Origin of the sequence: Erwinia sp. AnSW2-5, assembly GCF_045107195.1 — a bacterium.
Classification (GTDB): Bacteria; Pseudomonadota; Gammaproteobacteria; order Enterobacterales; family Enterobacteriaceae; genus Erwinia.
The window spans coordinates 53,708-67,955 of sequence record NZ_JBJGXA010000012.1 but is presented as its reverse complement, the minus strand read 5'-3'; the positions used below and the strand labels follow the sequence as shown (position 1 = coordinate 67,955).

The window sequence follows — 14,248 nt, the reverse complement described above, 5'->3', positions numbered from 1 at the left end:
GTCGTCCGTAAAGCCGGATCCCCTGATTCATGAACCTTTATTCATTAATGAGGAGCAGGAAAAATGAAAATCGACTGGCACAGTGCATTACTTTCACGAACGACTGTCGTGGATAAAAATTACAGAAACACGCAAAATGTTCGTCGTTTCATGGCAGAACAGTGCGGGGAGAAATTTCGATTCGACCGTGACTTTATGGCCTGGATACGCAATGAGGTGCCAAAAACCCTGGGCGATGTGGTCGATGAGTGGCAACGCAGGCATTCATCGGCGAAGTGAATGCCGATCGGTTGCCTTCAAACGCGACGTTGCCCAACAACCGTCTGCTACACGGCGTCGACCAGCTCGAACTCTTCCGCAACCAGCTCCATATCCTCCTGGTATGAACCTTCTCTTGAGAAGAAACCTTTATGCTCTTCCCGCCAGTATGTCAGGCTGAGATCCCCTTCACCCTCCTTCCTGGCAAGATCTTCACCGACATCGCAGAAGCGAACGATACGCAGCGAAATTGTCCTGATAACGCATACCGGTTCGCCTTGGCCGTTAAGGATGATGCTGTAACCGCCAATGGTGGGTGATTCCTCTTCATTTTTAAACGACGATAGCGATCCACACGACGCCGTCTTTTTCCCTATGATCACCAACCCGGCAAGCTCATCGGCCATTTCTGGCGAGTCCCCAAATGCCCATGCGGTCGCGCCAGGATACTTAACTTTTAATTCCTCAATCTTGCTCATCACTTCATCCTTTTAAAACAGGTAAATAATATTGGTGCTCCACATTCATTAGCGCTATTAATATCGCTCTATTTTTTAAGTACATCCAGCACTAAGGAGCCGGAGATGATCGCGTTTCGTTCAATGCATGAAGATGAGTATCTGGCTTATCTTGACTATTTTATTCCTGATTATGCCGCAGAGATTGGCTCGAACTACGGGTTAACTCAACAAGATGCTCTGGCAAGAGCAAAGCAGGAAATCTCTGAGTCGCTTCCTGACGGCGTGAACACGCAGGGGCAAGCGTTAATGTGCCTGATGGCACAATCAGGTGAGCGTGACAAACATGTCGGCTATCTCTGGTACAAGCCAGATACGCTGATGCGCACCGTGTTCATCTACGATTTTCATATATTCAGTGCCTGCCAGGGCCAGGGTCTGGGCAAAGAGACGCTCCGCGCATTTGAACACTATGTGCAGGAGAAAGGTTTTGAACAGATCAGACTGCGCGTTGCGGGGGACAATGCCCGTGCACGGCATATCTACGAGAGCAGCGGTTTTGGCGTGACGGGAATCAATATGAGCAAGACGATCAAAGGTTGCTCGTAGCGGCCGACCCTCTGTTTCGGTCGGCCAGCAACACGGGTCGATCGGAAAAGATGATCGACCCCTACGTGACGCAGGCAGGCATTAACCTACAGCGGTGCCCTCCTCGCCAAAACGAATGCGCCGATGGCTGATATGGTCAATCAGCGCCTCATCGTGGCTGACCACCAGCAGCGCACAGTTCTGCTCTGCGGCGACCTCGACCAGCAGCTCAATGGTCTGTTGCTGGGTCAGCAGATCCAGGCGCGAGGTGGGTTCATCGGCAAACAGAAACACCGGGTCCAGCAGCAGCACGCGCAGCAGGGCAAAACGTTGCAGTTCACCGCCGGAAATCTCACCGGGATAGCGATCCAGCAGCAGCGGGCGCAGCTTCAGGCGTGCCATCAAGGGTGCAATGCGTGCGCCGTCCAGGTGATGACGTTTCACCACATCACTTAATGCCTGGCGCAGCGTAACGCGCGGGGCAAAGGCGGACGGCGGGTCCTGGAAAATCTTCTGGTATTTCACTGCGGCTAACTGGCGGTCGCGCACCACGTCCCCGCTGTCGGCGGCCAGCAGCCCGAGCAGGATATCGCCGAAGCTGCTTTTACCGCAGCCGCTGGGACCGGTAATGCCAATCACCTCCCCGGCATGCACCCGCAGCGACTGGCCGCTGAACAGCTGACGGCCACCGCGCGTGATGCTCAGGTTGTGGGCTTCCAGTACCACATCGCGCCCATGCCCGGCAGGCGTTCGGGCGGCCCAGCGTGCAGGATCGGCGGCCAGCAGCGCCCGGGTATAAGGATGCTGCGGCTGCGTCAGTACCTGCTCTGCACTGCCGCGCTCGATGATTTCACCGCGCAGCATCACCGCCACTTCACCGCCGATCTGGCGCGCCAGCTCAATGTCGTGAGTAATAGTGAGCAAACCACCGCCTGCGCGCACTTCCTGCAACAGCAAGGCGATCACTTCATCGCGCCGCGCCACATCCAGCCCTTTGGTCGGTTCATCGGCAACAATAATGTTCGCCCCGCCCGCCCGCGCTGCGGCAAACGCCACGCGCTGAGCCATCCCGCCGGACAATTCCTGGGGCAGGCGGTCGGCGGCAGCGGCCACGCCCAGCGCATCCAGATCGCGCAGGGCAGCCTCACGGGCCGGTTGCGCTTTCATGCCGCGCAGAAAACGGTAGCTCTCGGCGACCTGCTCACCTGCTCGCATGGTCGGGTCGAGCGCCAGCCACGGCTCCTGCGGCAGAATACCCAGCCGATGCCCCCAGAAGGCCCGCGCCGGATGGGATGCCAGCGGCAGCGCCTGGCCATCAACGTGCAGCGTGCCGCTGGCAGTCAGTCCGGCAGGCAATGTGCCGATCACCGCCTGTGCCAGCAGGCTTTTACCCGATCCCGTTTCCCCTAACAGGGTAAACGGCTGTCCGGCACGCAGCGTAAACGACAGCGGCTGCACCGGTAAATCGCCGCCGCTGACGGCCGCCTGTTCAATATCCATCAGGATCATACTTTCTCCCTGCCTGCCAGCAGCAGCAGGCTTAACACCAGTAAAAACACCACCACTACAGGCTGCAACAGCGCATACGGCGCTTCTTCATAATACGGCAGCAGTTCGGTCATCATCAGCCCCAGCTCCGGAGTCGGCGGGCGCACGCCCACGCTAACAAAGCCCAGTGCGGCAATCGCCATAATCGCGCTGGCTGCGCCAAACGCCGCCACGGTCAGCACCACGGGCGCCATCTCCGGCCATAAATGACGGCGGAAAATCAGCCACGGACTCAGGCCCAGCAGGCGCGATGCCTGCACGGCGGGTGAACTCAGCAGCGGGCGCGCAATGGCACGACTGATGCGGAAATACTCCACCCACAGCAGCAGGGAGATGCCGACATACAGCATCATGGCCGAGTCCGGCACCAGCGCGGTGAGCAATAGCACCAGCAGCAGGCCGGGCAGCGCGAGAAACGCATCGGCCAGCAGCGAGACGCCACGATCGACCAGGCCACCCCGCCAGGCTGCCAGCACACCCAGCAGAATGCCGGGGATCATCGCACTCAGCACGCTGACAAAGGCCAGCCCCAGCGACAGGCGGATCGCCGCCGTCAGACGGGCAAACAGCGAGCGCCCCAGATGGTCGTAACCGAAGGGCGCGCTGAGGTCAGGCCATTGCAGTGCCAGCATCAGCTTCTGCCGCACCGGATCCTGCGGCCACAGCAGCGGCAGCACAAATGCAAACACCACCAGCAGCAGTAACAGCGCAGCCCCGGTCCGTTGCGCCAGCGAACTGCGGCGCACTATCGTCATCATCATGCGGTTTTCCTTCGCGGATCGAGCCAGTAACACAGCCCGTCACTGAGCGCGTTGAGCAGCACAAACATCAGCCCCATCATCAGCGCCGTGCCCTGAATCATCGGCACATCGCGAGCGAATATCGCATGCACCAGTGCATGACCAATGCCCGGCCAGGCAAACAGCGTCTCCACCACGATCACACCTTCAATCAGGTAGATAAACTGTACGCTGAGGTACGTCACCAGCGGCACGCTGACGTTGCGCAGGCCGTGCCGCCAGAACAGCGTGCCCTCTTTCAGCCCTTTGGTGCGGCCAAACTGATACCAGGCCGAGTCGGTCACCTGACGCATGGCGTTGCGTGCCACCCGGCTTGATACCGCCGCCAGCCCGAGGGCCAGCGTCAGCGCGGGCAACAGCACATGCTGCACATCGCCATAACCGGCGGCGGGCAGCAGGCGCAGATTGAGCGCAAAGATCACCACCAGAATCAGCCCCAGCACAAAGTGCGGCAGCGCGCGCAGCGAAGTGGAGACCGCCAGCAGCGCCCGATCCAGCTTCCCGCCGGGGGACAGACCGGCCAGAATGCCCAGCGGCGGGCCGAGCAGCAGTGACAGCAACAGCGCCACCGCCGCCAGCAGCAGCGTCTGCCCCAGCTGATGACCAATCTCTTCCATCACCGGCGCACCGGACACCAGCGAGTTGCCGGGATTAAAGTGCAGCAGCTGCACAAACCAGTCGGCCAGCGCCTGCCAGGCCGGGCGATCCAGCCCCAGCTCCTGCTGAACCGCGCTGGCTGCCGCCGCATCAACCCGATCGTAGCCATAACGCCCGGCCGCGATGCGGTAAGCAATATCGCCCGGCAGTGAACGCATCAGCACAAAGGTCAGGCCGCCGACCAGCAGCGCCACCAGCCCGGCCTGCAACAGACGGTAGCCCAGCATGCGTATCATTCAGCCCACCTCATTTTTTCCAGTCCGAAGGTGCGCTCAAACGGGTCAAGCGAGGCACCGCTCAGGCGTTTAGAAACAGCGGCGGTCTGCTGATACCAGGCCACCGGAATGGTCGGCAGATCGGTTTGCAGAATGCGCGTTAACCGCTGGCGTTCCGCCTGGCTTTTCGCCGGGTCGCGGCCCTGTACCAGGTCGGCCAGGGTCTGATTGAACGTGGCGTTGGTCCAGTTCATCGCGCCCCACTCGCCGCCCTGTGGCGCATAATCCTGTAACAGCGTGCCCAGTGGGTCCGGCGTCAGCGCGAAGTTACGCGCCACCAGCGCCAGTTCCAGCGTGCCGTCATGATGCTTCGCGGCAATTTCCCCGGAGTTGGTGGCGTTGATGGCGACCTGCACGCCCGCTTCACGCAGCTGCTGCTGGATGGCCGCGGCAATCAGTGGCAGCTCCGGGCGGTCAGGATAGGTGGTCAGCGTCAGGGAGAACGGCTTGCCGTCACGTTGCAGAATACCGTCTGCGCCCGGTTTCCAGCCAAGCTCGGCCAACAGCGCCTGGGCCTGCTGCGGCTGATTTGTCAGAGGCGTCAGGCTGGCGTTGTGCCACTGCGCCACGGAAGGCGGAAACAGCTGATCGGCCGCCGCCGGATAACGCAGGATGGCACGCGCAATACCCTGACGATCGAGCGCCATGCTGAGTGCCTGACGCACGCGCACATCATTCAGCAGCGGATGCCCGGCATTCACCTTCAGCAGTACGCTACGCGGGATGGAGACGGACAGCAGCTGCACGTTACGGTTATTTTTCAGGCGGCTGCGGCTGGCAGGATCGAGGTTCAACACCATATCGGCATTGCCACTTTCGGCCAGCAGGGCACGGGTTTCCGCGCGACCGACCGCCATGTAGCTGGCCTGCTCAATGGCCGGGGCTTTGCCCCAGTAGTCGTGGAAACGGGTGACGGTCAGCTTCTGCGGCGCCTGTAATGAGGCCATCCGGTACGGACCGCTACCGATAATTTGCACCACTTTATGCGCGGCATCGTAGGAGGCGGGTGCAAGGATCTGAGCGCGGTTTTCCGCCAGCATACTGAGCAGCGGCGTAAACGGCTGGCTGAGTGCAATCACCACCTGCCCGGCTTCAGCACGGATGGCGGTGACCGGGGCTTTATCCAGCAGGCCGGGTTTGCTGCGTGAAACTTCCAGCGCATTCACTACGCTCTCTGCGGTCAGCGCACTGCCGTCATGGAATTTCACACCGGGGCGCAGGGTAAAGCGCCACAGCAGGCCATCGTCGGATACGGTCCAGCTTGTCGCCAGGCCAGGCAGCGGCTGCCCGGCGGTATCCGCATTGACCAGGGTTTCGACAATCGACATTTTTAAGAAGATATCGCCAGACAGCGTTGGGTCGGTGCCTTTGATTTCGAAGGGGGCGACCAGCGCGGCGACCCGCTCAGGGGCGGCACTGGCCGGGGCGGCAACGGCGGCCAGCATCAGAGCCAGCAGCGGCGAGCGTATAAATGTGTGCATCAGGCTATCAATCCTTTATCCAGAGAAAGGGAACAACGCAGGCTGACGCCCGCGCTGCGGATGATAACTGTTACTTTATAACATTACAATTGGCAATCTGTGGTTACAATTCCCCTCATTAGTCATTTTTGTGGCTAACAATATGGCTTCAGGTCTGAGGCCAGTTTGAGCACGCCGGATCGGCAACACCCGCCTCTCTGCGGGCCTCGGCAGGCGACGTCCGGCTTACCTCGAACTGGCCCCATCCCCGCAGAACCGTTGCTCGCTGTGAATGTTAAAACCCCGACGCCATTGCGATCTTGCGTAGGGGGCGATCATCTTTTCCGATCGCCCCGTAAAACAGGGACTGCACCCTGCTCAACATCACGGGCGGACCGAAACAGAAGGTCCGCCCCTACGCGTCCTGAGTTGTTTTCGGGTTGGGTCTTGACCTGGATTTTGACGTTGAGGCGGCATTCAGCAGCGCTGAGGAAGCACAGTGAACCAGGACGAACCGCCAGGACGGCGGTGAGAGGGAGAGCCGGCACAGGGATGTGCCGTCACGACCAGTCCGTCGGTGAACGACGCTTGCGAAGGTATCCACGCAGTGGACGCAGCGCCAGCCGCAAGCCCGGGTCCCCAGGGTGGGGGCGACTGCCCACCCTGGGTCGCTCAGCCCGCGCAGCGGGAAAGCGAAACGCCCTTGACGTTGACATTGACCCGGACCTTGACCTGCACCATCGGCAGACCATTACCACGGAGCGACCGGAGAAAATGGTTACCCCCTACGGTTTAAGGTGACCCGGATTCAACGTCTCAGATGCATATCTGCCCTCAGTGTCACTCTCCAGCGGTCTCACCGGGGCCGTCATCACGCCCTGTCCTTCGCCATACTTATGCTGTAAGGCACGCTGCATTTCATGCAGGATTTCGCCATCCAGCTTGTAGTGGCGCAGGTAGATCCACAGGGTGAGAATAAAGAACACCAGCGGCAGGCCAATCATAATGACCTGCATCCCCATGATGGTGCTGGCTGACTGCTGCGCCCCCGGCACATAATCCACCACACCCAGCATCACGCCAATCAGCAACCCGGCAAAGGCAGCACCGGCTTTCACCACCATTGTCTGCACCGAGAAGGCGATACTTTCTATGCGCACGCCGAGCGCATAGTCGCCGTAATCCACGGTATCCGCGACCATAATCACCAGCATCACCCAGAAGAAAGCCCCGCCAATGTTGACCAGAATCCCGGACAGTGAAATCAGCGTGGCGCTCTGTGGCGCATACATACCCACTACCAGCAGCAGCAGACAGCTCATCACCGGCAGCACCGAGGCACTGATCCAGATCGCCCGCCGTGAGAAGCGCGCCACCAGTTTCGGGAAGCAGAGGATGGCGATCAGGTTGGCGATCCCGGCATACATCATGTACCACGGGAACAGCTCTGCCCGGCCCACCACATAGGTGAAGTAGTAGATGGCAAATGCGGTGATCACGTTATGCGCCAGGTTCCAGGCCAGCGCCATCAGCAGCAGTGCAAACAGCGGACGGTTGCGGAAAATCATGCTGAGTACGGCTTTAATCGTGGTTTGTTCCGCCGTATTCGGCACGGCAGAGGAAGAGTATTTCTCTTCGATATTACGCAGCGTGATGATCGCCGAGAGGATAAAGAACACCACCAGGATCAGCGAGAACAGCATAAACCCCTGCCCTTTGTTGCCGTCACCCAGGTAGTTCACCAGCGGCAGGCCAATCACCCCGGTGGTGTAACCCGCCAGGCTGGCAAAGAAGCGAGGCCAGGGGATCAGTGCTTCACGTTCCCGCTTGTCGAGGGTAATGCAGGGCACCAGTGACCAGAACGGCACATCCATCAGGGTGTAGGTAAAGCCCCACAGCAGATAGGTCGCCCAGATCCACGCGATCAGCGCACCGCCTTCAAAGTTATGCGCGCAGAAAACCGACACCAGCACCACCGAATTGCTCAGCGTGCCAATCAAAATCCAGGGTTTAAACTTGCCCCAGCGAGTGCGGGTGCGTTCGACAATCCAGCCCATCACCGGGTCAAAGAAGGCATCAAGAATACGTGCCACCAGGAACAGTGAGGCCACCATGCTGACCGACACCCCCACCACATCGGTGTAGTAGTACATCAGGTACATATAGATAATGCCGATGGCAAAATCCTTACCGAATGCCCCCAACCCGTAGCTGACTTTTGTTTTTAGCGAAACCGTCATCGTGATTAATCCCTGCCAGTGTCATCGTAAATGGCGGCGATGAAAACGCCGCCACGAGCCAAAGCGCTGTCCCCGTTTCAGGGATTATCGGTAAGTGGGTAACCAGCCAGCATGGGCGGCGATCAGTTCGTCGCATAGCTTCACCGTGTCATCAATCGACAGTTCAGCAGAGGTGTGCGGGTCGAGCAGCGCAGCATGGTAGATATGCTCTTTCTTATGGCTGATTGCGGCCTCAATAGTCAGCAGCTGGGTATTAATATTGGTACGGTTAAGCGCCGCCAGCTGTGGCGGCAGGTCGCCTACATAGCAAGGTGTCACGCCCTGCCCGTCCACCAGGCACGGCACTTCCACGCAGGCTTGTGACGGCAGATTGGTGATCAGGCCGTGATTCAGGACGTTGCCGCCAATTTTATACGGCACATCCGTTTCCATCGCTTCAATCATCCACGAGGCGTATTCGTGGCTGCGGGTATGACTGAGATTTTCGTTTTGCGTCAGCTTATCGCGCTGCTGATGCCAGCGGTCGATCTGCTCAATACAACGACGCGGGTATTCATCCAGCGGAATATTAAAACGTTCAATTAATTCAGGATAGTGACGCTTGATCCAGTACGGCATATATTCCGCATTGTGCTCGGAGGACTCAGTGACGTAATAGCCAAAGACGCGCATGATCTCGTGGCGCACCATATCGTCATGCTTATCGGTCAGGGCCAGCGCACGGCGTTTGATCTCCGGGTAAATATCTTCACCATCACGGGTAATATTCAGCAGCCACGCCATATGGTTGATACCGGCAATCTGCCACTTCACGCCATCCATCGGCATATCCACAGACTTCAGCAGCGTCTCAGCACAGACCTGCACGCTGTGGCACAGCCCGACGGTTTTGATCCCCGTGTGTTGCAGCATGGCACCGGTCAGCGACGCCATCGGGTTGGTGTAGTTCAGCAGCCAGGCATCCGGGCAGACCGCTTCCATATCGCGGGCGAAATCCAGCATCACCGGGATGGTGCGCAACGCACGGAAAATGCCGCCAATCCCGAGGGTATCGGCGATGGTCTGGCGCAGACCGTACTTTTTCGCGATCTCAAAGTCCGTGATGGTGCAGGGATCGTAGCCGCCCACCTGGATGGCGTTAATCACATAGCTGGCCCCCTGCAATGCCTGACGGCGCTGCTCCACGCCAACGTATTTCTCAATGCGCGCTTTGCCCTGGCACAGATTGGCATTGAGATTATTCAGCATCAGCCAGGAGTCGTTAAGGCGTTCAGCGTCAATGTCATACAGGGCGATTTCCACCTGCTGCAACGCAGGGGTTGCCAGAATATCCCCCAGTACATTCTTCGCAAATACCGTACTGCCTGCCCCGAGAAACGTAATTTTCATTGTTGTGCCCTTTTGAATCCATGAAGTGAAGTTGCACTCACTCTAGGCAGCAGGAGCACGGCTGCCTATGTCATTTTTTGACATTGATATGGTGAAAAACGACCGCCAAATCGAACTGTGATCTGGCGCGCTAATTATCGCCCCCCACGGACAAAATAACGGTGCAATGTCACAATCCGGGTTTATCTCACGCAATCTTCTGACGATTCACTGCTGTAATGACCTGAATAAACACAGGAAGATAGCATGCAGAAAGATATTCACCCCGATGACATTGCCCAGTTTGGTCTGAACATTTATCAGTACGGGCATGAAGTCTGTGCCAGCCAGCACAGCTATGGCCCGGCAGTGCGCCAGCACTATCTTTTACATTATGTGATACGCGGTGGTGGAACGCTGTTTAGCGGCGATCGCCGCTGGTCCGTACGCCAGGGAGAAGCGTTTCTTATCCATCCGCACGAGATCACCACCTACACCGCCGATAAACAGCGGCCGTGGGAATATATGTGGGTGGAGCTGGATGGGTTGATTGCCTTGCGCAGTCTGGAAAAATGCGGGTTACGCCGCGATATGCCACTGTACCGGCCAAAAGAGACGCTGTCCCCCTGCCCGGCCTATCCGTTTTTGCAACAACTGGTGGCACAGGACCCGGTACATTCGCTGCGTATCGTCGGGTTAACCTGTCTGTTTCTTGACGCGTTAATCGCCAACGCGCACCACGAAGGGGGTGAGGAAACCGGCTGTGGAAATAAACACCTGGACAGTGCCATTCAGTTTATTGAGTGCCACTACCACCGTCACCTCGCGATTGGCGAGGTGGCAGACTACTGCAATATCGATCGTAGCTATCTCAGCCGCCTGTTTCAGCAGCAGTTTGGCTATGGTCCGAAACAGTATCTGTTATTACTGCGAATGGAGGTGGCCACTTCGCTGCTCTCTGACCCAAACCTGCCAATAAAAGTCATTGCCTATTCATTGGGTTACACCAGCCAGATGCAGTTTGCCAAAGTATTCCAGCAACATTTTCACTGTTCCCCCACCCAGTGGCGGCGCGAGAAAGCACGCCCCGTCTGATGGGTGGCTGAGATTCTGCCATACTCTGTGGCACTGCCCGGCTACGGGCCGGATTACCATCACCGTGAGGCGCCCGATGAATACTGAACTCAGCCCATCCCCTGCCTACGGCCAACTGCACAGCGCCCTGCTGGAACAACGTTCCCAGGTGCAGTCAGCAGAGGTGATTCATACCATTAATCGCGCGTTACTGGCCGGAGAACGGGTCAGCGCGGCATTTTACGATCTCAGCCAGCTTAAGCTCCTGCAACAGCGCAAAATTCTGCCGCTGATCACCCCGGAAACGGAGGCGGAAGTGGCTGCCTTTATGGCGACACTCAGCCCGGTGGTGCCCGCCGCGCTGGTGGATGAAGCCCAGTTTTGCGAACTGCAGCAGCGCGTCAGTCATCTGAGTGAGCATTTTCGCTGGCAGCATGCCAGCCTGCTGCTGGTGCAAAATGCGCTGTTTATCCGCACCTGGCACCACTGGCAGCAAACGCTGGAGACCCTGTTCAGCGCAGGCGATAATGCCGCCGTGTTTACCCGGCTTGAGCAGGTGTTGAATGACTCCAGCGGTAAGATCCCGGTGCTGGGCGAGGCCCGCGAACTGTACCGGGCGCTGGAGGGATTGCTGGTGAGTTGCCGCCAGAAAGCGGAAGAGAACAGCGGCGAGCAGGATGCGCTGGCCGGGTATGTTGCCGCAGCCGATATCGCCACGCGGGGGATTATCACCTTCGGCGCCACCGCTGAAGCGGTGTTACGCGGCCGCCCGCTCCCCTCCGAAGCACAGCTAAAAACCCGCATTAAAGAGCATCACGCCAGCGTTACCGAGCGTATGCATCCGTGGTTTTCAACGATGTAAGCTTCGCGCCTGACGCGCTCAGTCTGGCTTAAGGCCTGTTACTGCACGTTCAACGATGAAAAATACTTTCGCTTTTCACAGGCTATTTACTGACGGTAATTTTGCGAGGCGCTATTTGTAAATCAGCGCCTCAGGCGCTACTCTGGCGGCGGTTTCCACTGAGAATGATGGATATAGACTCACTATGTCAGCCCCCGCCAAACGTAAAAACGATCCGGAAGGGTTAAAGAAACGGATCCTCGCCAGTGCGCTCACCACCTTTGCCGAATTTGGCTTGCAGGGTGCGCGTATGGAGCAGATTGCCGAGGATGCACAAACCACCAAACGTATGGTGGTTTACCACTTCACGAATAAAGAACAGCTGTATATCGAGGTTCTGCACCTGGTGTATCGCGAGATCCGCCAGCATGAGACGGGTTTGAATCTGACCGAGATGTCGCCAGGCATGGCGATTGCCCGACTGGCTGAAGCCAGCTTCGACTATCACATTTCGCACCCCGATTTTATGCGACTGATCTGCAGTGAGAACCTGATGCGTGGCCGCTATATCCGCCAGTCAGAAACGATCAAAACGCTCAATCAAAGCGCGCTGGATGTGCTGGATTCGGTACTGATACGCGGGAAACAGAGCGGCGAGTTTGATCCGCATATCACTACCGTAGATGTTCACCGCCTGATCAGCAGCATCAGCTTCCACAACGTCGGTAACCATTACACCTTCCATGCGCTGTTTGGCGGCAATGAAACCGAACAGCAAAGCCTGGCGCGTAACCGCCGCTTAGTGGTGGATGCCACCCTGCGTTATCTGCGCCCTGAGCGCTAATCGGTACAACCTGTTTAAACGGGCAACACTAAATCACCCCGCTATGCCGTTATAGCGGGGTGATTTAGTGTTGCCCGGTAAATTATTTTTCCGGTGCAAACAGCGGCACGGGCTGGCCGCTGATATAGCGTTTGCGCAGTTTGGCCGAGAGATGGTCCATGATCATCACGATCACCACCATAATCAGGGTGATAAACATCACCACATCCCAGTTCCACAGGCGCATGTTTTCGGCGTAGACCAGCCCGATACCGCCCGCGCCGACAAAGCCCAGTACCGCCGCCGAACGGGTATTCGACTCAATCTGATACAGACTCAGCGCCAGAAAAGCCGGGAATGACTGGGTAAAAATACCGTAACGGTGTTTTTGCAGGCTGTTGGCCCCCACCGCATTTAACCCGCGCCCCGGTGAACGTTCCACGGCTTCATGCCCTTCGGCATACAGTTTCCCCAACAATCCAACGTCCTGCATGATAATCGCCAGCACCCCGGCCAGCGGTCCCATGCCGACGGCACGCACGAAAATCAGCCCCCAGATCGCCATATCAATCCCGCGCAGGATATCCAGCAGACGACGCACAACCAGCGCCACCGGACGCAGCACCGGCGTGGCCATCACATTACGTGCCGCAAGGAATGACAGCGGTAACGCCAGCAGCGTGGCGGTGATGGTTCCGGCGAAGACAATCGCCAGGGTGATAAAGATCTGACTGAAATAGTAGGCAAACGGCCAGTTCGCCACATCATGCCAGACAAACATACGCATAAAATAGTGCGCCAGCTGGCCTAAACCGATGGTGAGCTGCTGCCAGCTGATGCCAAACTGGGTGAAGAAAAACACGTAGTAGAGCAGGATAGCCGCCGCAATCAGCCCGATACGCTTCAGGTAGCTGCGCTGAATGGCAAACAGCGCCTGGTGCTGCTGCTTCATGCCTTCCAGTTTGTCATTGCCGATTAATCCAATCATGAGCGGTTCCCTTCCACAACGCGCTGACGTACCCGCCCGGACAGCATATCCAGCAGCGAGACCACCACGATAATCAGTATCAGCGTCATGCTGACCTGGTCATAACGGTCCAGTTTGATGTTGGTCATCAGCTCCTGGCCGATGCCCCCCGCCCCCACCAGTCCGAGGATGGTCGACTGACGGAAATTCACCTCAAAACGCATAAAACCATACGAGAGAAACACCGGCTTGACCTACGGCCAGAGCGCAAAACGCATACGCTGCAACGACGATGCCCCACAGGACGCCAGGCCGCGCACCGGTTTATCGGATGCGCTTTCAATCGCTTCATAAAACAGTTTGGTCAGGCTGCCAATGGTGTGCAGCGCCAGCGCCAGAAAGCCCGGGATCACGCCAATGCCAAATGCCATCACAAACATCACTGCCCACGCCAGTTCCGGCATGGTACGCAGAAAGGCCACGCAGGTACGGATGGCAAAACTCACGCCGCGCGGCGTCTGGGTGTTGCTGGCTGCGAAAAAGGCCAGCACGCCCGCCACCATCACCGATGCCAGAGTCGCAGCCAGCGCCAGTTGCAGCGTTTCCCAAATCAGCGGCAGCTGAATAGGCAGACGATAGCCCCAGTAAGCCAGGGAGCCTTCTGTATGACTGTCGGCAAACAACCGGGAGGCGTTCAGCGTTGGCACGGTTTCCGCGAGGTAATCGAAAAAGTGCGGCAACGACACCCAGATGGTATGCAGATTAAATTCAGCCATCTGGCCGGAGGCAAGATAGAGCACCAGCAACGTCAGGGACCACAGCAGCGTGTCGCGCTTCTGCTTACCGCGGATCTGCTGGTAATAGCGTTCAAAATCGGGATGTGTCATGCGG

Annotated in this window: 13 protein-coding genes and 1 pseudogene; 5 read left to right on the top strand and 9 right to left on the bottom strand. The window is 58.0% G+C overall.

Annotated elements, in window-relative coordinates:
* Positions 1-63 precede the first annotated feature (63 nt).
* Positions 64-279: a DUF6434 domain-containing protein gene (locus ACFL9S_RS11480; RefSeq protein WP_405262027.1), complete on the top strand. Its 216-nt coding sequence runs from the start codon at positions 64-66 to the stop codon at positions 277-279.
* 47 nt (positions 280-326) lie between these two features.
* On the opposite strand, the gene ACFL9S_RS11475 is transcribed toward ACFL9S_RS11480, so the two are convergent.
* Positions 327-737 (bottom strand): ASCH domain-containing protein, encoded by a 411-nt coding sequence (locus tag ACFL9S_RS11475; protein WP_405262026.1) that lies wholly within the window; start codon positions 735-737, stop codon positions 327-329.
* A gap of 105 nt (positions 738-842) precedes the next feature.
* On the opposite strand from ACFL9S_RS11475, the gene ACFL9S_RS11470 reads away from it, so the two are divergent.
* Complete coding sequence (locus tag ACFL9S_RS11470) at positions 843-1,325, top strand: GNAT family N-acetyltransferase (RefSeq protein ID WP_405262024.1); 483 nt, start codon at positions 843-845, stop codon at positions 1,323-1,325.
* A gap of 81 nt (positions 1,326-1,406) precedes the next feature.
* On the opposite strand, the gene ACFL9S_RS11465 is transcribed toward ACFL9S_RS11470, so the two are convergent.
* The 6 genes from ACFL9S_RS11465 to ACFL9S_RS11440 form a co-directional block, all read right to left on the bottom strand.
* Entirely contained in the window at positions 1,407-2,813 is a 1,407-nt protein-coding gene (locus ACFL9S_RS11465) for an ABC transporter ATP-binding protein (RefSeq protein WP_405262023.1), read from the bottom strand.
* Positions 2,810-3,610 (bottom strand): ABC transporter permease, encoded by an 801-nt coding sequence (locus ACFL9S_RS11460; RefSeq protein WP_405262093.1) that lies wholly within the window; start codon positions 3,608-3,610, stop codon positions 2,810-2,812. Before ACFL9S_RS11460 ends, ACFL9S_RS11465 begins: the two co-directional genes overlap by 4 nt.
* Positions 3,610-4,545 (bottom strand): ABC transporter permease, encoded by a 936-nt coding sequence (locus ACFL9S_RS11455; RefSeq protein ID WP_405262021.1) that lies wholly within the window; start codon positions 4,543-4,545, stop codon positions 3,610-3,612. Before ACFL9S_RS11455 ends, ACFL9S_RS11460 begins: the two co-directional genes overlap by 1 nt.
* A complete protein-coding gene (locus ACFL9S_RS11450) occupies positions 4,542-6,065 on the bottom strand; it encodes an ABC transporter substrate-binding protein (protein WP_405262020.1) in 1,524 nt (507 codons plus the stop codon). The genes ACFL9S_RS11455 and ACFL9S_RS11450 overlap by 4 nt, the downstream gene beginning before the upstream one ends.
* Positions 6,066-6,829: 764 nt before the next feature.
* Positions 6,830-8,284 (bottom strand): melibiose:sodium transporter MelB, encoded by a 1,455-nt coding sequence (melB, locus tag ACFL9S_RS11445; RefSeq protein ID WP_405262019.1) that lies wholly within the window; start codon positions 8,282-8,284, stop codon positions 6,830-6,832.
* Positions 8,285-8,368: 84 nt separating this feature from the next.
* Positions 8,369-9,673, bottom strand: coding sequence for an alpha-glucosidase/alpha-galactosidase (locus ACFL9S_RS11440; protein ID WP_405262018.1), 1,305 nt, complete (start codon positions 9,671-9,673; stop codon positions 8,369-8,371).
* 246 nt (positions 9,674-9,919) lie between these two features.
* Here ACFL9S_RS11440 and ACFL9S_RS11435 point away from each other — a divergent pair, with 246 nt between their 5' ends.
* The 3 genes from ACFL9S_RS11435 (at position 9,920) to ACFL9S_RS11425 (ending at position 12,411) form a co-directional block, all read left to right on the top strand.
* Positions 9,920-10,747 (top strand): AraC family transcriptional regulator, encoded by an 828-nt coding sequence (locus tag ACFL9S_RS11435; protein WP_405262017.1) that lies wholly within the window; start codon positions 9,920-9,922, stop codon positions 10,745-10,747.
* A gap of 76 nt (positions 10,748-10,823) precedes the next feature.
* Positions 10,824-11,588, top strand: a complete 765-nt coding sequence (locus ACFL9S_RS11430; protein ID WP_405262016.1) for a hypothetical protein — start codon at positions 10,824-10,826, stop codon at positions 11,586-11,588.
* Positions 11,589-11,772: 184 nt separating this feature from the next.
* A complete protein-coding gene (locus ACFL9S_RS11425; RefSeq protein ID WP_405262015.1) occupies positions 11,773-12,411 on the top strand; it encodes a TetR/AcrR family transcriptional regulator in 639 nt (212 codons plus the stop codon).
* A gap of 82 nt (positions 12,412-12,493) precedes the next feature.
* On the opposite strand, the gene phnE (ACFL9S_RS11420) is transcribed toward ACFL9S_RS11425, so the two are convergent.
* Together phnE (ACFL9S_RS11420) and phnE (ACFL9S_RS11415) are read right to left on the bottom strand one after the other, a co-directional pair.
* Positions 12,494-13,378 (bottom strand): phosphonate ABC transporter, permease protein PhnE, encoded by an 885-nt coding sequence (gene phnE, locus ACFL9S_RS11420; RefSeq protein ID WP_405262014.1) that lies wholly within the window; start codon positions 13,376-13,378, stop codon positions 12,494-12,496.
* Positions 13,375-14,244: pseudogene (phnE, locus tag ACFL9S_RS11415) on the bottom strand (phosphonate ABC transporter, permease protein PhnE). The gene phnE (ACFL9S_RS11420) and the pseudogene phnE (ACFL9S_RS11415) overlap by 4 nt, the downstream one beginning before the upstream one ends.
* Positions 14,245-14,248 lie beyond the last annotated feature (4 nt).